Below are 22,569 nucleotides of genomic sequence, written 5' to 3' on the forward strand. Positions count from 1 at the left end.
CTTCTCGCGTCGTGATTCTTGGCGCTAGTGGGGTGATTGGAAAGGCCGTAACTAGGCTTCTGAGTGATCGGGGGGTTCCTCAGCTTTGTCTCTCTTCCACAGATATCAATTTGGTAACTCCTTCAGCTTCGCAGCGACTCTGCCAACTCCTTCGTTCAACAGATTCTATGGTTGTGTTAGCGAGTTTACCTTTGAGACATGGCCGCGGATTGAATATGATGGTGGCGAATGTCGAAATTGGGCTTACGATTGCTTCAGCAATAGCGAAGACACCAATCGCACACGTGGTCTACGTCAGTTCAGATGCCGTATATCCACGAAGAATAGAAGATATTGATGAATCAACAAGTATTGAGTCGAGTGATCCTTACGCGGCCATGCATATCCTTCGAGAGCGTATGTTTGCTAATTTAAATTCGATACCGGTAGCACGTGTTCGAACTACGCAAGTCTCGTCCCCTGACGATACTCATAATGCTTATGGTCCCAACCGTTTTAGACGCACGATGATCGAGGAACGGCGTATTGCGTTATTTGGTGAAGGTGAAGAGCGACGCGACCATATTATGGTTCAGGATGTTGCTGCGATCATCTACCGTTGCTTGCTTCATCGGAGTCACGGAATCTTAAATGCCGTCACTGGTCGTTCATTGACCTTTGCAGAGGTTGCCAAAATTGTGTCATCGTATAGTAATTTCGCTCCAACTATTGAATTCCGGCCACGTGAGGTCTCGTTGACGCATCGACGGTTTGACGCATCTCTCTTAAAAAAAATGTTTCCAGATTTTCAGTTCATACCCTTTGAGCGTGGTGAAGAAGAAATCCAACAGCGGCTGTCTCAACATACCATCTGTCCTGAAACAGAAAAAATCTGAGCAGAGAAGCATGACTCATAACGATTCTGGTGAAATTCAATACCGAGAGGCCATCCAGTTAATGAAGGCCAGGCCGGAACGCCTCGGCTTGATGAGCGGATGGTCCTGGCACGATGATCCCAAGCGACTGGTGTTTTTTCTGGCGCGTTATAAGTTTGTCGCAAAAATGCTGGACGGTTGTGAGCGTGTGTTAGAAGTCGGATGTGGCGATGGATTTGGAACGCGTATTGTGACTCAAACAGTCAAGCATGTGACAGGGGTTGATTTTGATCCAGAGTTTGTGAACTCAGCAAAGACCATCATGTCGGAACGTTGGCCTGCTACCTATCTAGTCCATAATATGCTCGAAGGGCCGGTGCCGGGCACGTTTGATGGAGCCTATTCTCTGGACGTGTTAGAGCATATTTCCAAACAAGACGAGTCTCGGTTTATCGAAAATATGGTTGCCCCCCTGACTCCCCATGGCGTGATGCTCATCGGTACGCCATCGTCACAGTCACAGGCCTATGCATCGGAACACAGCCGGATTGGCCATGTGAATTGCAAAGACCAGAAAGAACTCAAAGTGGTAATGCAGCGGTGGTTTCACAATGTATTTATGTTTTCGATGAATGACGAAGTCGTTCATACGGGGTTTCATCCAATGTCTCATTATAACTTTTGCGTTTGCTGCGGAAAGAAATGAGGATGTGAAGCCATTTTATTTTATCGTCTCTTTTTGGGGAGAGGAATTTCGTGAGCATTTTCTTCGTTTTTCCGTTGCGTCGCTTCTCGCACCTGGTAATGTGCCGAGCCTCTCGAATCGCACTCAGAGTCGTCTGATCGTTTGTACGACGAATGCCGACTGGGTGGCTCTGCAAGAAGAACCTCTTTTTGACCAATTTGTCTCATACGTTGAACCTGTTTTTGCTGAACTGAAGCGACCGGCTCCCGCCTTTCTCAAGCCCATTTTGCTCGAAAAGTATCGCCGTGGTACGTCCTGCCTTACTCCAGAAAATGGAGCAGAGAGTGATATCTGGATCACCCCAGATGATGTCTTTCCTCCTGAGAAATATAAAGAATTGGAAGCCATTGGGAGAGAAATTGGACAAGAACTCATGGGTTCCCATCATTATGCTTTGAGAATCCTGTTTATGAGCACGGGACACAAAATTGGGGCGTGTCGGGCCTTTGGAGACCAAGCCAATGCCGTCTTTCTTGGAGCGGATCTCATGACATCAGATGGGACGGTTCAAGAATTAGAACGTTTGATGGATGAGGGACACAAGGTCGTTCTGACGGCGACTCTACGTTTTGCCCAAGACGAGTGTCTGGCTGCGTTTAAGGAGGCGGGTCACATGGTGCCAGATAAGCCTTTGATTCTTCAGCCTCGACAGCTGGTCAGTACGGTGTTCAAACATCTGCACCCTGAAACCGCGTGTTTTGAGTTTGACTCACCGTACTTTTGTGACACGGCAACCTCATCGCTTTGGAAAGTGTCTGGAGATGACGGTGTTCTGCTCCACAACCTGAACCTGTATCCGCTGTTAGTCAATTACGAGGGTGTTGAAACTCATCATGCTGACTACTTTGATATCGGAGGGACGATCGATGGGAAGTATATTGCCTTGCATTTTGATCCTCAGAAAGACATAACCATTGTCGCGGACTCTGATAGCTTTATGTTAGCCAGTTTCACTCCGCGAGGAGAGTACTATTATCCACTGACGACAGGATGGCGCAAGCGCCATCCATGGGTTGCAGAACGGTACAAAACACACTTGATCCGGAAAACGTTACATGGTCCAATGGGCGATCCGGTAAAACGACATTTTTATACTGTCCCAATTCAGTTTCACAGTGAAGACCTCACTACTGTTTGGACAGAAGTCGAACAGCGTGCGGCTCGTGTGGCAAATCGTGCGGTTGCACAAGGAGGTTTTTTGGATACATTGCTGGGCATGTCGTGTTCTACGATCTCATTCAAGACTCTGTTCTCTCCGACAAATTTGCTGTCGTTTGCAACTCGACTGATGAAAAAACTACCCGAACGTCAGCAGCACAGACTCAAGCTGTACGTCAGACGACGCGGATGGTTATCCTCAGAAAAAGCAAATTGATACGATAACAGAGTTATGACAAATGGCGGGAGGATGAAAGATGGTAGCTACGACTTTAAGGACGGTCTTGCGAAGTTGTATCGGGGAGCAATGGTACGATCGAGTTCGTACGATGAGACGTCAATTGAAAGCTCCCATTCACAACATCAAAGCAAAAGTCCACCATCAACACCTGAATCAGACAAAGACTCAGGTTGATGCCTTGCTCGAAGAGCACGATGTCAGTCGCTTATATCTTGCACAAAGTATTCCGTATTTGTTTGATGCTGTGCCAGCGAAACGCCAAATGTTCGACAAGCTATGGAATGGTTATCGCAATCCCGCCACTCACCTTCGTGATCCCATTCGACTCATTCAGTTCATGGCTCTCCTCGAAATAGCCAATGCGGCCCCAGAGGGCGATTACTTGGAAATTGGGACGCATCGTGGTGAATCGGCGAAAGTCATCTTTACGCTCATGGATTCCTCGCGAACGATGTTTTGTATTGATACGTTCGAGGGATTTGTGGAGCAAGATCTTGAGACAGAAAAACAAATCAACTCGGCTTGCACATGGCAACCGGGAAATTTTCTGGATACCTCTCCAGAACATGTTGCGCAATACGTTGGAAATGGAACTCCTCCAGCCAATTTCAAGCCGATTAAAGGATGGTTCCCTGACGCCTATCAAGGCTTGGAAGATCGGCAGTGGCGATTTATTCATCTAGACATGGATCTCTACGAGCCGACACGAATTGGGTTGGAAATGTTATGGCCGCAACTGGTTCCAGGGGGTGTGATGGTGTTTCATGACTTCGATAATCTCAGTTTTCCTGGAGTCAAGACAGCTGTGAATAGTTTCTTTTCTCAACGAGGATTAATGGTCTTGCCTATGGGAGATCTGTGGGGAAGTACGATGATTGTCAAACCACGCGTGGTTCCTTCATGACTTTGGATGCAGATATCATTTAATCGTGATGACGAGCGTACAAGAGGTCGAAAGATTGGCTCGGTTTTCTATGGCTATGTAGGTACTCTCACGTGCAATTAGTAGTCAAAACCTTGAACTATGGTCAATTCACAGAATGGCTTCTATTTTACCGTCGTGTTTTGGGGACAAGAACACCGAGAGTATTTTCTTCGCCTCTTAGTGCCTTCACTCCTCTCTCCGGGAAACCTTCCATCCTTGGAGAATGCGTCTGCCAGTCGGTTTCTTATTTGTACGACCACGAAAGATTGGAATGCTCTCCAAGCTGATCTGGACTTCCTAGCTCTTCAACGAATCATTAAGCCTGTCTTCCTCGAAATTCCCATGCCCGCCCACTCTGACAATAAATACCTGGCTATGTCTGCAGGGCATAAACTTGCAACGGAAAAAGTTTTCACCGATCGAGCCTGCGGTGTATTTTTGACGCCAGATCTTGTTGTGGCGGATGGGGGTGTGTGCACGTTACAGGAACTCGCTCTTGCAGGAAAGGTCGTGGTTCTTTGCGCAGCCATGCGCTATACCTACGAGGGGGCAGTGCCAGAAATCGAGGCCCTCAGGCCAGACGGACCTGGGAAGCCCTTGGTCCTATCTCCTAGGCGATTGGCCAATATCGCCTTACGCCATATGCATGTTGAGAGCCTTCGGTATGACTGGGATGCGCCGTGGTTTGCCGAGATGCCCTTTAGTAGTTTTTTGCGGGCTCAAGGAAATCAAGGAATATTAATTCACAACTTTAATTGGGCTCCGGTGTTCGTGGATTATGCAAAACTCTCTGAACATCGTGTCGATACGTTTGAACATTCGACGATGGATGCAGATTACATCTATCAGAATTTTGGCGATTGCCAAGACATTCACGTAATTCAAGACTCGGATCAATTCTTATTAATCAGCTTTACCAAAAAAGAGGATCTCCCAGGACATCTTGATAAGATGGCACTCCAACCGTCTTGGGAAAAGTCTTGGCCTTTGATTGGATATTATTGGAAGCTTCATAAGTTACGATGGCTACTCACGAGTGGCTCGATTGATCCGCTCAAGCGCAAACTTTTCCGCTTACCCGTTCGGTTACATTGCGGAGAAATTTCTGAATCTGAGTGGCGTCTGTTAGAGAAAAGGGCCGCGACGATTGTAACTAAAGCACTTTCACGTTTGACGTTGCTGGAATGGTTGTGCACACGCATCGTGCGCTTCGTACAGTCGAGTACGATGTGGCCCTTTTCCCAGTTGAACCAAGTTGATAGCAGGGGGGGTCCCTCCGAAGCATCAAATCAGGAAATTATGAATCAGGCAGGAGTTGGGACGTATCGGATTTGGGTGATGAGTCCGCTCCTCACCAGTGGAAAGTGGTATTGGGAGGTGTTCTCCTCAAATGTGGGTACAGCGAACGGAATGGTGGCCGATACCGTGTCGGTCGGGGTAATTGCTCACGATCATTCTATTCGAAGAGAGATTGGATGTATGAAAAATGGATGGGGATGGCGGTGTGATGGGTATAAAATGAATCGTGGACGACGAACGAGCTATGGGAGTCCTGTTCATGCAGAAGATGAACTTATCATGATTGCGGTGGACCTTGATAGCGGTGCCCTCTGGTTTGGGCGAAATGGAGATTGGTTTGAGTCGAGCGACCCCATGCATGGAAAGGACCCAGCATTTAAAGGGTTGCCATCATCTCTCTATCCGGCTGTGTCGTCGAAGCACGGAGGTCAAGGGACAGCAAACCTCCACATCCGTGTGACATCGGACTCTTGGACGTACAAGCCCCCACATGGCTTTCGATCGTTAACGGAAGTCGTACCGGGAAGAGAGCCTTCTGTCCCAATTTCTCAGGTTTCTGCGAAGGTAGGGTGATAAGAGCCGATGCGGCCATTTTATTTTGGAGTTGTGTTTTGGGGAGAGGAATTTCGAAGCTACTTTCTTGATTATTGTCTGAGTTCCTTGCTGGCTCCTGGGAATATTCCGGCACTAGAGAATAAGACGGCCAATCGGTTTCTCATCTGCACGACGGCGGAAGATTGGGAGCAGATGAAAAAACATCGAACGTTTCTTCTTCTCGAAAACGAGATGCAGCCGGTGTATTTAAATCTGGATGACCTCGAACCCTCTCATGATAAGATGCGATTCATGTCACGCGGACATAAGGCGATCGCTTGCAAGATGCACGAAGACCGTGCGTATGGCACCTTCATTTATCCCGATACCATATTTTCCGATGGGGTGGTTGTACATTTACAGCGACTGGCTGGAGAGGGAAAAAAAGTCGTCGTAGCCCATTGTCCACGATTTGCGAACGAAGGGTTTCTCGAGCAATTAAAGTCCAAACGCTTGCTGGAAACTGGCTCTCCTCTTTCGTTGAAGGGGCAAGAGTTGCTACGGCTGGCGATGCCGCATATGCATTCTGAAACGCGTCGCTACGAATGGGAGGCTTCGTATTTTCATGGGGAGATGCCGGCGTTAATTTGGTGGAGAGTGGATCAAGAGAGTCTCGTCATACACTCGTTTACCTGGGCTCCATTGCTGTTTGATTATGAGCAAGTCAAGATACATGATACCAAGACCTTAGAACATTGGACGATCGACGGAGACTACATTTACCAAAATATCTCCAGCCTTGAGGACGTGCACGTTGAAACAGACCCTGAAGTTATGACGTTGCTCAGCTTTACGCCAGAATCGAGCCTGACTTATCTGCCCCTTAACCCAAAACTCCTCATGAGGCTTCCAGTGGTGGGGACGTGGTATCGAAAATTATGTTTACGCAACGTCTTGAATGCCCCTCAAGTTGATCCTCTAAAGCGACAACTCTTTCGTTTGCCTGTGTATGTTCCAAAAGTGTTGCAAGAAGAACGAGTGCAGAGGCTAAACGCGAACATTGAGCGGTTGTTTCAGGAATCTTCGAAACCGTTAACAGACTTCGAACAAAGAATGTTCTATTGGCTTCGCATTGTGAACGAAGGTATTGGTCAGCATCTAGGGTATTGGGTCGCGAGACGACCATTTCTCAACCGCGTTTTTGGTAAGCGTAGTATCTCGCGGTCGATAGTATAAGGAAAAAGGAACACATAGGCTGGGAACCTAAATGGGGATTCCATCCATTGAATTACTTTGACCGATTCGCATTCAATGTCTTCAATATGACTAAAAAATCACTTGTTATTCTTGTCGTCAATCTTTCTCTGTGCTTAGTGGTGGACCCCATTCCATGGACAGATATTCTGAGATGCTCAGTGAAATCTTCTGCGATATAGTGGTCTTCAACGAAAGGAGCAGAAGATGGCCCGAGGATCTCGACGCAATCATTCCCCAGCCTTTAAAGCGAAGGTGGCGTTAGCCGCCGTCAAGGGAGAGCGCACCTTAGCTGAACTAGCCGAGCACTTTGATGTTCATCCGAATCAGATCCAGGATTGGAAGAAGCAGTTGGTCGCCAAGGCCGAGCATGTATTTGGAACGGGACCGGGAGATGTCGCGACGCAGGAGCAGGTCCAACAGCGGCTTCATGCGAAGATTGGGCAGCTGACGATGGAGAAGGATTTTTTAGCACAGGCGCTCGGGCACGGCCGATGAGCGAGCGCAAAGGGTCGATTACGGCGACACACACTCTTTCCATCACTCGCCAGTGTCAGCTGTTGGGAGTCCCGCGTTCAAGTGCATACACGCGACCTCCGAAAGTCTCTGCCGCAGAGCTTGAGCTGATGCGCGAGCTCGACGCCCTCTATCTGCGCTGGCCCTTCTACGGCAGTCGACGCCTGTGCGTCGAGCTTCGGCACCGCGGCTATCGTGTGAATCGCAAGCGGGTCCGCCGGTTGATGCGACAGATGGGGCTGCGAGCCATCTATCCGAAGCCCCGGACCAGTCAAGCGGGTAAGGGCCACAAGATCTATCCCTACCGATTGAGAGGGCTTGCCATCACGCGGCCCAACCAGGTCTGGGCGAGTGACATTTGCTATATCTCGATGGCCAAGGGGTTCATGTATCTGACGGTGATCATGGATTGGTATGCACGACGGGTGTTGGCCTGGCGTGTCTCGAACACGCTCGACACCGAGGCCTGTATTGACGCGCTGGAAGAAGCCCTCGGACGCTACGGTGCCCCAGAAATCTTCAATACTGACCAAGGGGCTCAATACTCCAGTGAGGCGTTTACCACCGTCCTCCAGGCTCATGGAGTCACGATCAGTATGGATGGGAAGGGCCGCTGGGTGGATAATGTGTTTGTCGAACGGTTGTGGCGCAGTGTGAAGTACGAAGATGTGTACTTGCGAGCCTATGAGACTCCAGACAAACTGCGGGCGGGTCTGACTCGCTATTTCTCATTCTATAATATGGAACGCCGGCATCAAGCGTTAAACCGGCAAACACCCGATACCGTATATTTTACTGATCGCAAGACGATACAGGCCGCGTAATGAATGGCAGAAATTTCACTTATCAACCTGTCCAAAAAGCGGGGACCACTTCTGTCATTCGTTAAGGGAGAAAAATTGAGCCAGGAGACAAGTCATTCTTGAATAATATTCATTGATGTTTTCACCAGAGGCTATAGATCGTCTTGTGATGTTTCCTATTCCCCAAATGGCTGGTGTTAGGGAAAAGTCAGGTAGGTAACTAATTTCGTATGCCTGGTTAGATTACGGCGAAGAGGACTAATAAAAGTTCAGTATTTTTGACCGAACTCTTTCATGTGTTTGAGTCAGAAGACTTCGAGCGGTTTACAGAGAACGGTAATGGGGAAACTCAGGAAGTGTATTGAGATTATTCTTTGTCTTGATTATAGAAAACAGTCTGATAGTATCTGAAAGTTTAGACGTAGCATGCACGAATAAGAGAATGTAAGTCTTTCTTGAAGCTCAGTTTTCGACTTGTAGCAGTCTGAGAAGATCTTGTGATTAACAGTTTTATATTTCCTTCTGTGACAATTCAACATACTGTTTCTTCTCTGGTAGTTATTCTGAATCTAGGCATTCTTCGAGAGTTTCCATGACAATCGTAGTGAAGTGCGTAGAGCGTAATGAGAAATCGCGCGCGGCAACTTCATGAAAGGCTACAAAATGTGGATTATTCTGAGTTTCGTTGTCATTGCCCTTGCATTTATCAGTTTTGAGTCCTGGGCTCGACATAAGACACATCTATTAAATCGTTCCGACCCTGCGTTGTGGAACATCTTGTTTTATTCTTCTCAGATCCAGAAACAACCAAATCAAGAAATTTCCTTTCGTCTTTACGGGCCCATGGCAGAACTTCTCTTCTCGGCAGACTTTCGGTTGAATAACTATGGATTTATCTCTCGCCAGGACTATGAGTACGAACGAGAAGCTAATGAGTTTCGCATCGTTGTGATTGGTGGTGAACAAACAGCTTCAAGTGTTGCGAATATTTCCTGGCCTGATGTTCTCGAAGACGTACTGACTCAGCGCGACCCTCATATGGTTTATAAGGTTTTTAATATTGGTTGGCCAGATGCCGGTCCGGAACATTACCTCAAGTATTGGGAAGAGGACGGGAGTCTCCTAAATCCGGACTTAGTCATCGTCAACTATGTGGAGACTGATTTTTATCGAACGATCAAAGGTGCACCGCTTCTGTATAAAGGACAGCCGGTTCGCCATAGTAAAATCGAATATAGGGTAGGGCGGGGAAGTAATGATGTGGCCTGGACTACGTCAGCGCACATTGGAGAATATAACGCTAATTCCTTCCGAGATTCATCGGTAGGAGCAGTGCATCCCTACGGATTTTTTGCCGAACGAGAATTTATGAACGATCCGGCTCGTGTTCGCGAACTACAAGAACGAATCGTAGACGACATGATTGCTGGGTCACTTTCGTGCTGGGGGTGCTTAACCTTTCGACTGCTGCAAGGCAAGAGACCCTTTGTGCAGGTTGTCACAGAGCGTTCCTTCGATCCTCCTCCGAGTCTTCCCTTAGATAAGCAAAAGATGATTCAATTTGGCGTAACGAATTTTGGAAAGTTGGTCGACAAAATTGACCACCTCATTATTACTCACAATTTCAATTACTTTGAAAAAAATACTCATTTTGAATTTACTAAAGCGATGTGTTCAGTGGAATCAAAAATCGAGGTGGTAGATATGCGAAAACGAGTTGCAGCTATGGTCGAAGATGACGAATTTCGTAGTTGGTATTTATTTCCACACATGCCTGAGAAATGGAGTGATTTGGGGCATCAAGCCTATGGAGCCATGATGGCTGATGTCGTGAAGGAATGGCGAGGTGGGAATCTAAAGATGGACTCTTTTTGACTTGTGAGTGAATTGGCGTCCCCCGCGTACGAACGGATTGGTTTGAGATAGTTCTGTGCTAGGTCTTTCCAAAACGGCATTTCCATGTCCGCCACTTTTTGATCAAGTAACACCATGAGCTGGCGGTCTCCTGCAACATCATAGGTCCCATAATATTGCATATGGGTCAAGACAGAAATCAACTGCACTTTATCAATTTCCCAATCGGTGGGGTGCTCCTTCAGCCTATCAGTCAGTACGGGAACCAACGGTGCTCCCTGCTTAGCTAGGACGACTCCCAGACCAAGATCACGCGGATGTTTTCTCCTCAAAGCCTCCACATACAGATCCACCTGCTGCGCCAACGGATATCCCAGGATTGCCGCACGTTGTTCCGTCAAGGTTTTGCTTAAAAACGCGGTCGTGGTGGGATCGGGTGGGTCTGAGGGACAGCCACAGAGGACGACCAGCAATGAGAGCGACAGACAGGTTTGTTTTTCCAGGATCTGTATACCCAACCGCTCATTACTTTGGGGTTGCCTCGCTGGTGTGAATTCTTGAATATCTTCTGATCTATGCCGCTTGCTGGGCGTTCGATAAAGATGTTTGGATAGGTCTCGGAATTTGATTGCCCATAAATGATGGTGTTCACTATATCCACCACATAGTCCTTGATCAACCGATAGCAAACCCGGCCTCTCTTCATTCACATTGTGTCATCGACAAATGGCCGATATTCGCGCTTTCCCACCTATTATGCGATTTCTACAGTATGACGGAGCAATGCCTTTGTTCCAGCTATGTCTAAGAATATCTGTGTTCTCGGTGTTTTCGTATCTTTAACGGCATGGTATTCTCGGTTGATTAAATTTCATTGTATTCAGAATTGTGTCCATTATGTGTGGAATCGCTGGGCGGTATAACTTTATTTCTGGCGCTCCTGTTCAGGAGGAAGGCCTGAGAAAGATGTGCAGACTCTTAGCGCATCGCGGGCCTGATGGGCAGGGGACATATCAACAAGATGAGCTTGGACTTGGCCACCGGCGATTGGCTGTCATTGATTTGACAGATGCGGCTCAGCAACCAATGGTCAGCGGCAATGGTCAATATGTGATGACATATAATGGGGAGGTATATAACTTTCCTGAATTGAGAAAGAACCTTGAAGGTCTTGGACATCAATTTCGTTCTCAGAGCGATACTGAGGTGGTATTGGTGGCTTATCAAGAGTATGGGGTGAACTGTATTGAGTATTTACGCGGGATGTTTGCATTTGCGATTTGGGATGCACACGAACGGCGTCTGTTTTTAGCGCGAGATCGAGTTGGAAAAAAACCTCTTTATTATCGCGTTCATCAAGATGGAATTTCTTTCGCCTCGGAACCCAAAGCTTTTCTAGGTGAACCTGACTTTCGCCCTGAAGTCAATCTTGAGGGGGTCGCTCATTATCTCACCTACCAGTATGTTCCTGCACCACATTCGGCATTTTTAGGTGTGCAGAAGCTTCCTCCTGCTCATTGCTTGATTGTGCAAGATGGCAAAATTTCTGTGAAACGGTATTGGAAGCTTTCCTATAGCACGTTGTTTCCTGGGTCGTTCGAAGATGCCCAGCAGGAACTGCTCGAGAAGTTGAAGGAGGCGATTCGTCTGCGTCTTGTCAGTGATGTCCCATTAGGGGCTTTTTTGAGTGGCGGGATTGACTCAAGTGTGGTCGTGGCATTGATGGCGCAATTGGGATTGGAGAATACGATTCAAACGTTTTCTATTGGGTTTGAACAGCAAGAATATAATGAATTAGCCTATGCTCGTCAGGTGTCAGAGCAGTATGGGACAGATCACCAAGAGTTTGTCGTGACGCCCCAGGCGACAGAAATTTTCGACAAGCTGGTGTGGTTTTATAATGAGCCATTCGCGGATTCCTCGGCGATTCCAACGTTCTATCTCGCAGAAATGACGAGAAAATATGTTACCGTTGCGTTGAATGGCGATGGTGGGGATGAAAATCTTTTTGGTTACGATCGGTATGTCGCGAGCATGTACGGAACATGGTTTGACCGCATGCCACAATCTTTTCGACAACTCATAAAACGCGGAACGAAACTCATTCCAGAACCTCAAAAAACAAAAACTATCCTTGGCCGGATGAAACGGTTTGCCGCGGTCTTATCTGAGACACCGGATCGGCGTTATGGTCACTGGATATGTCATTTCGACCCTCTGATGAAAAAACAGATTTGTACGGAAGATTTTATTCGCGAAAGTGGAGTTGAAGATTCTTTATGGTTACTGAGCAAGGTATTTCACGAGTCAGATGCAAAAGATTTCTTAAGTCAGATAGTCGATGCTGATGTGAACATGTATCTTCCTGATGATTTGCTTGTGAAAGTCGATATTTCGACCATGGCTCATGGATTGGAAGCTCGGTCCCCATTCCTCGATCATCAGGTCATGGAGTTTTGTGCCAGTTTACCAAGCTCCATGAAGCTAAAGGGTTCTGCTAAAAAGTATCTTCTCAAAAAAGCCACAAAAGATTTATTGCCTTCTAATATTTTGAATAGACCAAAGATGGGGTTTGGTGTGCCCATCGATCACTGGTTGAGGAATGAGCTTCGAGATGTCGCCTATGATGTGCTGTTATCATCTCGTTTTGCGAACAGAGGCTTCTTCAAAACAGATGTCGTTGAACGATTGTTAAAGGAACACGTCAAGAAAGAAAAGGTCTGGCATTATCAGCTGTGGAATTTACTCATGTTGGAACTATGGTGTCGAATGTTTCTCGATAGAGAGTGGACGTTACGGCATTCAGTAGTTTGATCCAAGTGTATTTCGAGACTCTGGATTGACCCTGAGATATTGACTGATAAAGTGAACGATGGATTCATCAGTAGGAGGCTAAGAGAATTTGGAGTTTCGGAATTATTTTACTTTCTGGCCTGGAGCCACCTCTTCCTTCAAGGTAAGGAGTCCTAACACCTCCTTGTCTCCGGCTGCTAAGACCATGCCCTGAGATTCCACGCCCATTAATTTGGCGGGTTTGAGATTGGCCACGACCACGATGGTCCGGCCAATCAGTTGTTCGGGTTCGTATGTCTTTCCGATGCCTGCGACGATTTGTCTTCGTTCATTGCCGAGGTCTACCTGAAGCTTGAGCAGTTTGTTCGACTTGGGTACTCGCTCGGCTTCGAGTATTTTGGCAACTTTCAGTTGGACCTTCATGAAGTCTTCGATGGAGATTTGATCGTCAGTCGAGATGTCCGCTTGAGCCTTGGTCTCATCTGGAGAGGGCTGTGTCATACCACTCGATTTTTCACTCACCTGGGTCTTCTCCTTTTGTTTTTGGTCTCTTTCGATTCGAGGAAAAAGAGCGGGGCCTTTGTGTACGGGGGCGCCGACCATGAGTTTCCCCCATGAAACCGTGTCTGAGAGGAGCGGCTGGGAAAAGTCGAGTGATAGACCGAGCTGTTCATTCATGGTTTGAGCGGTGGCTGGCATAAAGGCTGCGTTAGCTAAGCACAGAAAGCGTAAAACTTCAGCTGCATTGTACAGAACGGTGTTCAACCGTTCTCGCTGTCCAGAGTCTTTGGCAAGAACCCAAGGAGCCGTCTTGTCGATATACTGATTGCCCAATTGAACGAGCGCCCAGATGTTTTCCAAGGCGCGATTACATTCAATTCGTTCCGGGGATAAATTGGACGGCAGGGTCGTGGCGAGAAGAGTTTCTGCAGCGGCTTGTAATTCGCGATCAAGGTGGTCTTCGGTCGTTGCCGGCTCAGGGATGACCCCGTTCGCGAACCGTTGTATTAAGGTAACGGTTCGGCTGAGCAGATTGCCGAGTCCGTTGGCCAGGTCGCTATTGGCGCGACCAATTAAGGAGTCTTGAGAAAAATCGCCATCTTGTCCAAAGGGAACTTCGCGGAGGAGAAAATACCGGAAGGTGTCGACCCCGTATTGCTCAACCATGAGATTGGGGTCCACAACATTCCCGCGGCTTTTTGACATTTTTTCACCTTCAACGGTCCACCAGCCATGGGCAAAAATGGTCTGTGGGAGGGGAAGGCCGAGGGCCATCAACATCGTCGACCAATAGACCGCGTGGGTGGTCAAAATGTCCTTGCCCACCAGATGGACCGTGGCTGGCCAATACCGGTCTATTGACGCGTTAGCCGGAAGATATTCGAGTGCTGAGATATAATTGCTGAGGGCGTCAAACCACACATAGGTGACATAGTCATCATCAAACGGCAGTTCAATGCCCCAGGATAGCCGTGATTTGGGGCGCGAAATAGAGAGGTCTTCTAGGGGTTTCTCCAAGAATCCCAGGACTTCATTGCGCCGGGAAAGGGGACGGATAAAATGTTCATGCTGATGAATATGTGTCCGTAACGCTTCCTGATACCGACTCATTCGAAAAAAGTAATTACTCTCACTTAATTGCTCAACCGGTCGTTTGCAGTCCGGGCAGAGTCCATCTTCGACATCTTTTTCTGTCCAAAATCGCTCATCGTAGGTGCAGTACCATCCTGTGTACTCAGCCTTGTAGATCAAATCTTTGTCATAGAGCGTTTGAAGAAACCGCTGAACGACGACTTGATGCTGATGGTCTGTGGTACGTATGAATCCATCATGACTGATCGAGAGCTTTTTCCAGAGGTCTTGAAATTGGGGCATGAGCCGATCGCAGTGCGTTTTCGGGTCGATATTGGATTTCGCCGCGGCCTGTTGAACTTTCTGTCCATGTTCGTCCAGGCCCGTTAAAAAAAACACCTCCTGCCCTTGTAACCGTCGAAAGCGAGCCAGGACATCCGCGGCGATCGTGGTATAGGCGTGTCCAATATGGGGAACATCATTGACGTAGTAAATGGGGGTGGTGATATAGAATGGTTGTGTCATAATAATTACGATGATCTGTGCCGCATGTTCTTCATCATGTGAATAAAATTATGTGGCACATAGCACTTGGCAATACGACGGCGAACAGCGTTTACCCGTCGGTCTCATACTGGTTGAAAGGCCTCTTGCAAGTGAACAAAAAATTGTTCAAAGCGTAGTTGATGATTGAGATTTCTTTGCATCCCCTGTTCGATGTCGTAGAGCTCTTCGAGGAGATCAAGAATACGCTGCGAGGATGTTGTGTGGACAATTTTCTGAAGACGAGAACATTGGTGTTGGTGAAGGAGTTCGTCATGCGAAGATTGCGTGGCCACGAGTAGCAGATCACGAAGCCCCGACCATAACCAGAAGAGGGCTTCTGATGTCTGTCCTGATTTGGTCAGCGTTTCGGCTGATGCCAAGCTGTCTGTAATGGACCGATCGGATTGTTCAAATAGAAGTGTGAAAAACTCTAGTTGCTTGTTTTTGGCAGCTTCGACGTCCAGGCTGAGAGCTTCTCCAATGCGGGCATTCGTCAATAGACTGAGCAAGCGAGCATCGGGTTCGGAGAGTGTCCGGTGGCGCATAAGGTAGTTTATGGCGTCGGTTTGATGCGGTGGAGAAAATCGAATCGTAAGACAACGGGATTTAATGGTCGAGAGCAGCGCCGACGGCCGAGCGGTGATGAGAATAAACAGGCAATGCTCTGGAGGTTCCTCCAGGGTTTTCAGTAAGGCATTGGCGGCCCCGATTGTGAGGCGATCGGCGTCGTCAATCAGGCAGATTTTTTTGTCTGCAAAAAGTGGTCGATAGATGACGTGATGTTCAATTTCACGTATTCGCTCGATTTTTATCTGCGGGTATTGGCCCTGGCTCTCATCCGGTTCAATGACCAACATGTCTGGATGGTTACGTGCGGCAATTTGGAGGCACGTTCGGCACTGTCCGCAGGCATCTGGAGGAGAGGGGAGAGTATGAGATTCGCAATTCATGGCCTGGATGAAACGGAGAGCGGTCATGCCTTTTCCAATGGCTGGGTCTCCGACGAATAAGTAGCCATGAGCCAGGCGATTGGACGTGATCGCCCGGCGTAGCCATTCAATCTGAGTCGAGTGGCCGATGATGTCTTGAAATGGCATAGGTCACGTGTGCTGATACTCAAGCCCGGCCTGATGGGGTTGAGGAACGGGTTTTGGTGATTCTTCGACGTGTGTTTTGAAAAAAGTCCATCACATGGTGTTGAATGGTTTTCCTGAGTTGTTCGGGACTTTCTTTTCCATTCATGATGACGATTCGGTCAGGCTCTTGATCGGCGAGCGATAAAAACCCTTTCCTGACACGATTGTGAAAGGCCACAGATTCACGGTCAAGGCGATTTTGGTCTTGGCTCCGTTGGCGTCTCCTCAGCCCCTCTTTCACTGGGAGATCGAACAGGAACGTCAAGTCGGGAGTGAGTCCCTGGGCTACGAACGCACACATCGTTTTCAAGGTATCAAGTGGGAGTTTTCTCCCATAGCCCTGGTACGCCAGCGTCGAATCAGTAAATCGGTCGCAAATGACCACGGTGCCTCGGGCAAGAGCCGGGAGAATCTTATGAGTGACGTGCTGAGAACGTGCGGCAAGCACCAGTGCCGTCTCGCATTCAGCGGTCATCTGTTCGGCGTCGTGCGTATTGGTTTGGTGATCGAGAAGCAAGGTCCGAATATGTTCGGCGTAGGTCGTTCCGCCTGGTTCTCGTGTCTCGAGCACTGAATATCCGAGTGAACGAAGCGTCGTATTCAGACGATGGCACTGAGTGGTTTTGCCTGATCCCTCAATGCCTTCAAATGTGAGGAAGATTCCTGACCTGACGTTTCGTCGTCGGATGGGTTGATTCCTCGTTTTCCGAATTTGCGCCACGTCGGTGATCCTAATCTAAGTGGTTGAAAATCTCAAGAAAAGGCTTGCGGGCACATCGGGATGTTTGTAAGATGGCTTACGGGAACCCCGCAATTCCTGCCTGGCTCACGGTCAGTTTGGCTTGGGAGCGAGGCGTTGTGTCTCGTTGACGATGTCACAATCATCTTTAAAGCGTTATTTTCTCACAGGATTACTCGTCATTACCCCGATTTGGGGAACAGTTCTTGTCCTCAAGACGCTGTTTGTGACCGTTGATAGCATTCTTGGAAATGTTCTGGCCGACTTGGTCATACAAGAATATTATTTCCCTGGATTAGGGATTATCGCGCTTTTTATTTTAATCCTTTTCGCTGGGATTCTCGCAACGAATATTCTTGGTAGGCGTATCGTCAAGCGCTGGGAGGGTTTTCTTGACCGTGTTCCCATCGTGCGAGGAATCTATGCCACGCTCAAATCCGTGATGGATATTCTGTCGTTCAAACAACGAGAAAAATATGACAAGGTCGTCATGATCCAATTTCCCAAGAATGGGAATTATTGTTTAGCGTTTGTGACCGGGGAAACACGGGATGAAGTCCAACGTCTGTCGACAGAGCCCCTCATTCATGTGTTCGTTCCAACCTCTCCCAACCCGACCTCTGGTTATTTCTTATTGGTTCCGGAGCATGAAGTGGTCCCAGTCGATCTCGAAGTCGAAGAAGCGATGAAACTGATTGTTTCGGGCGGTCTTTATTCCGCTGAAAAGCCTCCATCCGACAGACGAGAGACTGTACGACAAAAAACCCGGCCTTCGGTTCGACCAGATGTGGCGGATGTGTCCGATGTGAATGTCCCGACAGGAAGATAAAAGAAATGGCGCGAGTGCAACTATGAGCCTTGTCTCAGCCGTAATCATGGCCGCGGGTCAGGGAACACGAATGAAGTCCGCGACCCCTAAAGTATTACATCCGGTCGCGGGAAAGCCGATGGTGTGGTATATGGCGTCGCTGGCGCGTCGGGTAGTTGACTCGACTGTCGTGATGGTGATTGGTCATGGCGCCGACCAGGTGAGAGCCTATCTCCAAAGTGTCCAAGAACACCTTGCTCCATTTTCTGTCGTCGAACAAACACAACAGCTAGGAACCGGACATGCCGTGCTACAGACTCGATCAATTCTACTAACCCCTGAACAAGAAACAAGCCGTCACTGTCTGATCTTGAATGGCGATACCCCTTTACTCACCGAAGAGACGGTTCGGGCCTTACTGGACTGTCACCAATCGACGGAGGCAGCGGTGACGATCTTGACCTCTGTTCTCGACGATCCTCATGGATATGGCCGGGTCATTCGTGGTGTTCAAGGAGAGGTGTTACAGATTGTCGAAGATCGCGATGCTTCGGACGAACAAAAATCCGTCAAAGAAATCAACGTGGGAACCTATGTCGTTCAGACTGATTTTCTCTTTCACAGCCTTGAATCTCTGAGCCCACAGAATGTGCAGGGTGAATATTACCTCACGGATATCGTTGGTATCGCAGTCAAGCAAGGGGTTCGTGTGTCGGCGTTGACTGCGAAAGATGCGAAGGAAACGTCGGGAATCAATAATCGTGAGCACTTAGCCGCTGCCGAGCGGGAAATGCGCGCGCGTCTTTGTCGTCACTGGATGCAGGCCGGCGTGACGATGCTCGACCCCGGCCAGGTTAGTATCGATGCCGAGGTTGTCATCGGATGTGATAGTGTGCTCTATCCAGATGTACGGTTGGAGGGCGGGACGGTGATCGGTGAAAACACGACGGTTCGGTCGCATACCAGAATCACCAACAGTATCGTCGGTAGCCGGGTGACCATACAGGATGCTTGCGTGTTGGACCAGGCTGTTGTGAAAGATGAAGCCTGTGTCGGTCCGTTTGCCCATCTTCGTCCTGCTACCGAGGTCGGTGTACGAGCGAAGGTCGGAAATTTTGTGGAATTGAAGAACACAAAATTAGGTGAAGAGTCAAAAGTGAATCACTTGAGTTATCTCGGGGATACGACGGTCGGACGAAAGGTGAATATTGGCGCTGGGACCATTACGTGTAATTACGATGGATTTCGGAAGTCAAAGACGGTGATCGAGGACGAAGTTTTTGTGGGAAGCGATACGCAACTGATTGCTCCGGTGAGGGTAGGGCGTGGTGCTATCATTGCTGCGGGAACCACCGTGACTAGTGATGTGCCACCTGAGGCTCTGGGCATCTCTCGTCAAGCTCAAACGAATCGTGAGGGAGCCGCGAGTCGGAAGCGGGCTTCTCAAGGCCTCTTAAAGACCGAATCCATGAAAGACGAGTGAAAGAACATGGCCGGAGTTGCTGCGCTACCGCTTACGGGGTCGATGGCATCGTCCAGGAATCAGTTTCTCATTTTCATCCAAATATTTGTGTCTTGAGATTTCCTTAACATACTCCGACATAGTGAATGAAGGAAACCGACAAGAATCGTTAGAGACGATGAAGAATAAAGGCTCATGAGATATGTGTGGAATCATCGGTTACATCGGTAACGAGCTAGCGACTCCGATCTTGATTGAAGGATTGAAGCGTTTAGAGTATCGAGGGTATGACTCTGCCGGCATTGCCTTACTGCATGGGGGCGAATTCGCGATAAAGCGAAGCGTCGGTAAGTTAGTGAATCTCGAGCGAAGCCTCGAGGAGGAACCGCTCGACGGCATGACCGGGATTGGACACACGCGATGGGCAACTCACGGACGGCCTTCGGAGCAAAATGCTCATCCCCATCGATCGGGAAATGTCGTCCTTGTGCACAATGGCATCATTGAAAATTTTTTAACCCTTAAGCATCGTTTGGAGTCAGAAGGGTACCGGTTCGCGTCAGAGACCGATACCGAAGTGATCGCTCATTTACTGGAATCCTACATGAAACTCGGCTACTCGTTGAAGGACGCGATGCGAGCGTCTGAGTCGGATTTGCATGGAAATTACGCCGTGGCCGCTTTATGCGTTTCAGAGCCAAATGTGATCGTCACGACTCGATCGGGATGTCCACTCGTCATCGGAAAGAATGGGAAGGGATCGTTCCTGGCTTCAGACGTGACTCCTCTGTTACCCCATACGCGAGAAGTGATGTTTCTCGAAGATGGCGATATTGGGCTTTTAACGCCTTCAGACATTTCTGTCATTGGAAGGGATTCTGCCCGGGTCAATCGTAAGAGCGTCACAGTTGATTGGGATGCCGACGCGGCCGAGAAAGGCGGGTATCCTGATTTTATGCTGAAAGAAATTCACGAGCAACCGCAAGTCATCATGGATACATTACGGGGTCGCTTCAATTACGAGAAAGGGGAGGCCGACCTTCCTGATCTCGCGATGACCGCTCAGGAGTTGATCGATGCTCGACGAATTTGGATCGTGGCGTGCGGCACATCATGGCACTCTGGGTTGGTCGGGAAGTACTTGTTCGAAGAAATGATTCGGAAACCCGTTCAAGTCGATATTGGGTCAGAGTTTCGCTATCGAGAGCCCATGATACAAAAGGATGACCTGTTTATCGCGATCTCCCAGTCAGGAGAGACGGCCGATACGCTGGCGGCAGCACGGGAAGCCAGACGGCATGGGGCCAGGATCTTGTCGATCGTGAATGTGGTGGGGAGTACACTCGCGCGCGAGTCCGATGGGATCATTTACACACGGTGCGGTCCTGAAATTAGTGTGGCCTCAACCAAGGCGTTTACCGGGCAAGTCCTGGCTCTCTATTTATTGGCTCTTCATGTTGGACGAGTCCGGGAGGTCTTGAGCGCGGAAGAAGGGCGATGGTGGTTGGATCAATACACCGCGCTTCCCGGTCGAGTCGAAACCACGCTGAAACAGGAATCGGAAATCAAGCGAATCGCTGAACGATACTTTAGGAAAAGTAATTTTTTGTACTTAGGTCGTGGGATTAACTATCCGATTGCACTGGAAGGGGCTTTAAAGCTCAAAGAAATCTCGTATATCCATGCCGAAGGCTATGCCGCTGGCGAGATGAAACACGGGCCCATCGCCCTCGTCGATGAAGATATGCCTGTGGTTGTCTTAGCGCCTCGAGATCGGCTCTACGAAAAAACGGTGAATAATCTGATGGAAGTGCGGGCACGTAGCGCTCCGGTGATCGCTTTTGGGTTCGACGGAGACACCGAATTGCACCGTGTCGCGGAAGTCGTGGTTCCAATCCCTAACGTGCATCCCTTACTCACGCCGATTTTGTTCGGTGTGTCTTTACAATTATTGGCCTATCATATCGCGGTATTACGTGGGTTGGATGTCGACCGGCCTCGAAATTTGGCCAAAAGTGTCACGGTCGAATAATTCCTGTTATGTGGTGACTTTCGATCATCATCATTCATCATTCCTGTGCAGCATTTTCTCTCGTGTTTTGACATTGTGCTGAGATCTTCATCCTTTCATACTCGACCTCTATCTAGCGTTCTTTGAGTACCTGCTATCCTATTCTGTTGTGCCTTGATAAGCGTCTTGAGATCGAAGACCGAATATCCTGAAAGGTGACAGACTCAGTCATGCAAACGATATTCGTAACGGGTGGGGCAGGGTTTATTGGGTCAAATTTTGTAACGTGGTTGTTGGCTCGTCCCAACTTGAAAATTGTCATCATCGACAAGTTGACCTATGCAGGGCATATGTTAAACCTTCAAGATGTACTCGGGTTACCGTCTGTCTCGTTCATTCAGGCCGATATCGCTGATCGTTCAACCCTTGATCGGTTGTTCACAGAGCACAGTCCGGATGTGGTCCTCAACTTTGCCGCCGAGTCTCATGTCGACCGATCGATCGATAACCCTGCGCCATTTATTGAAACCAACACGGTCGGCACGTTTGTCTTGTTAGAGGCGGCTCGGCACTTTTGGATGACATTGACGACAGAAAAGAAGGCGCGATTCAGGTTTCTTCACGTGTCAACGGACGAAGTTTATGGGACATTGGGGGCAGAAGGCCTATTTTCCGAAGAAACCCCCTATGCTCCGAATTCACCGTACGCTGCGTCGAAAGCCGCGGCGGATCATTTTGTGCGCGCCTACTTTCACACGTATGGATTTCCGACGATCACGACCAATTGTTCAAACAATTATGGGCCCTATCAATTTCCGGAAAAATTGATTCCGCTCATGATCCTCAATGCCCTTGAGGGAAAGGCCCTTCCCATCTACGGGGATGGGAGACATGTGCGGGACTGGCTGTTCGTGGAAGATCATTGTGAGGGCCTATGGATGGTAGCGTGTCAGGGAAAGCCTGGAGAGAAATATAACTTAGGAGGCAATAATGAGTTGAGCAATCTCGAGCTTGTGAACCTGTTGATCGACGTTCTGGAGGAATTCGAGCCGGCACATGAAAACCAGCCTTTACACAGGCAGGGTATTGCCGCCTATAAGGATTTGAAAGTCTTTGTGGACGACCGGCCTGGGCATGATCGACGCTATGCGATCGATGCGAGCAAAGTGAAGGCGGAATTAGGATGGGCTCCAAAGTTTACGCTTCTGACAGGTTTAAGGAAAACCGTTCAGTGGTATCTCAGTCATCGAAATTGGTGTGAAGCCGTTCTGGCCGAAAACTATGGGCGGGAACGATTGGGTTTGAAGAACTGACGGGTG

General features: G+C 48.6%; 17 protein-coding genes. 13 read left to right on the top strand and 4 right to left on the bottom strand.

The window, feature by feature from the left end; genetic code table 11:
• The first annotated feature begins 32 nt into the window (after positions 1–32).
• The 8 genes from MRJ96_11705 to MRJ96_11740 all read left to right on the top strand — a co-directional run bounded on the left by MRJ96_11705 (position 33) and on the right by MRJ96_11740 (position 10,204).
• On the top strand, positions 33–875 hold the full coding sequence (locus MRJ96_11705) for an NAD(P)-dependent oxidoreductase (GenBank protein MDR4502105.1): 843 nt from the start codon (positions 33–35) through the stop codon (positions 873–875).
• A gap of 10 nt (positions 876–885) precedes the next feature.
• A complete protein-coding gene (locus MRJ96_11710) occupies positions 886–1,560 on the top strand; it encodes a class I SAM-dependent methyltransferase (GenBank protein MDR4502106.1) in 675 nt (224 codons plus the stop codon).
• Positions 1,561–1,564: 4 nt separating this feature from the next.
• The gene (locus tag MRJ96_11715; GenBank protein ID MDR4502107.1) at positions 1,565–2,974 is read left to right on the top strand and encodes a hypothetical protein; all 1,410 of its coding nucleotides are present in this window, start codon (positions 1,565–1,567) and stop codon (positions 2,972–2,974) included.
• 40 nt (positions 2,975–3,014) lie between these two features.
• Positions 3,015–3,902 carry a class I SAM-dependent methyltransferase gene (locus MRJ96_11720; GenBank protein ID MDR4502108.1) on the top strand — a complete coding sequence of 296 codons (888 nt, stop codon included), beginning with the start codon at positions 3,015–3,017 and terminating at the stop codon, positions 3,900–3,902.
• A gap of 120 nt (positions 3,903–4,022) precedes the next feature.
• Positions 4,023–5,795 (top strand): hypothetical protein, encoded by a 1,773-nt coding sequence (locus MRJ96_11725; GenBank protein ID MDR4502109.1) that lies wholly within the window; start codon positions 4,023–4,025, stop codon positions 5,793–5,795.
• 9 nt (positions 5,796–5,804) lie between these two features.
• Positions 5,805–6,992, top strand: a complete 1,188-nt coding sequence (locus tag MRJ96_11730) for a hypothetical protein (protein MDR4502110.1) — start codon at positions 5,805–5,807, stop codon at positions 6,990–6,992.
• A gap of 225 nt (positions 6,993–7,217) precedes the next feature.
• A protein-coding gene (locus MRJ96_11735; protein MDR4502111.1) for an IS3 family transposase occupies positions 7,218–8,350 on the top strand; the annotation gives its coding sequence in 2 pieces (ribosomal slippage) (positions 7,218–7,488 and positions 7,488–8,350; 1,134 coding nt in all).
• A gap of 822 nt (positions 8,351–9,172) precedes the next feature.
• Positions 9,173–10,204, top strand: coding sequence for a hypothetical protein (locus MRJ96_11740; protein MDR4502112.1), 1,032 nt, complete (start codon positions 9,173–9,175; stop codon positions 10,202–10,204).
• Here the strand turns inward: MRJ96_11740 and MRJ96_11745 are convergent.
• A complete protein-coding gene (locus tag MRJ96_11745) occupies positions 10,135–10,893 on the bottom strand; it encodes a hypothetical protein (protein MDR4502113.1) in 759 nt (252 codons plus the stop codon). The two genes, MRJ96_11740 and MRJ96_11745, sit on opposite strands and share 70 nt — an antisense overlap.
• A 187-nt stretch (positions 10,894–11,080) precedes the next feature.
• Here MRJ96_11745 and asnB point away from each other — a divergent pair, with 187 nt between their 5' ends.
• Positions 11,081–12,997: an asparagine synthase (glutamine-hydrolyzing) gene (asnB, locus tag MRJ96_11750; GenBank protein MDR4502114.1), complete on the top strand. Its 1,917-nt coding sequence runs from the start codon at positions 11,081–11,083 to the stop codon at positions 12,995–12,997.
• Between the two features lie 102 nt (positions 12,998–13,099).
• On the opposite strand, the gene metG is transcribed toward asnB, so the two are convergent.
• From metG to tmk, 3 genes are all read right to left on the bottom strand, one after another.
• Positions 13,100–15,073 (bottom strand): methionine--tRNA ligase, encoded by a 1,974-nt coding sequence (gene metG, locus MRJ96_11755; protein MDR4502115.1) that lies wholly within the window; start codon positions 15,071–15,073, stop codon positions 13,100–13,102.
• 104 nt (positions 15,074–15,177) lie between these two features.
• Positions 15,178–16,191, bottom strand: a complete 1,014-nt coding sequence (gene holB / locus MRJ96_11760) for a DNA polymerase III subunit delta' (protein MDR4502116.1) — start codon at positions 16,189–16,191, stop codon at positions 15,178–15,180.
• A gap of 19 nt (positions 16,192–16,210) precedes the next feature.
• A complete protein-coding gene (tmk, locus tag MRJ96_11765; GenBank protein MDR4502117.1) occupies positions 16,211–16,951 on the bottom strand; it encodes a dTMP kinase in 741 nt (246 codons plus the stop codon).
• A 151-nt stretch (positions 16,952–17,102) separates the two neighbouring features.
• Here tmk and MRJ96_11770 point away from each other — a divergent pair, with 151 nt between their 5' ends.
• From MRJ96_11770 to rfbB, 4 genes are all read left to right on the top strand, one after another.
• Positions 17,103–17,798 carry a DUF502 domain-containing protein gene (locus MRJ96_11770; protein ID MDR4502118.1) on the top strand — a complete coding sequence of 232 codons (696 nt, stop codon included), beginning with the start codon at positions 17,103–17,105 and terminating at the stop codon, positions 17,796–17,798.
• A gap of 22 nt (positions 17,799–17,820) precedes the next feature.
• Complete coding sequence (gene glmU, locus MRJ96_11775; GenBank protein ID MDR4502119.1) at positions 17,821–19,260, top strand: bifunctional UDP-N-acetylglucosamine diphosphorylase/glucosamine-1-phosphate N-acetyltransferase GlmU; 1,440 nt, start codon at positions 17,821–17,823, stop codon at positions 19,258–19,260.
• A gap of 181 nt (positions 19,261–19,441) precedes the next feature.
• Entirely contained in the window at positions 19,442–21,271 is a 1,830-nt protein-coding gene (glmS, locus tag MRJ96_11780; protein MDR4502120.1) for a glutamine--fructose-6-phosphate transaminase (isomerizing), read from the top strand.
• A 209-nt stretch (positions 21,272–21,480) separates the two neighbouring features.
• A complete protein-coding gene (rfbB, locus tag MRJ96_11785; protein ID MDR4502121.1) occupies positions 21,481–22,563 on the top strand; it encodes a dTDP-glucose 4,6-dehydratase in 1,083 nt (360 codons plus the stop codon).
• Positions 22,564–22,569 lie beyond the last annotated feature (6 nt).

This window comes from Nitrospirales bacterium (genome assembly GCA_031315865.1).
GTDB lineage: Bacteria > Nitrospirota > Nitrospiria > Nitrospirales > UBA8639 > JAGQKC01.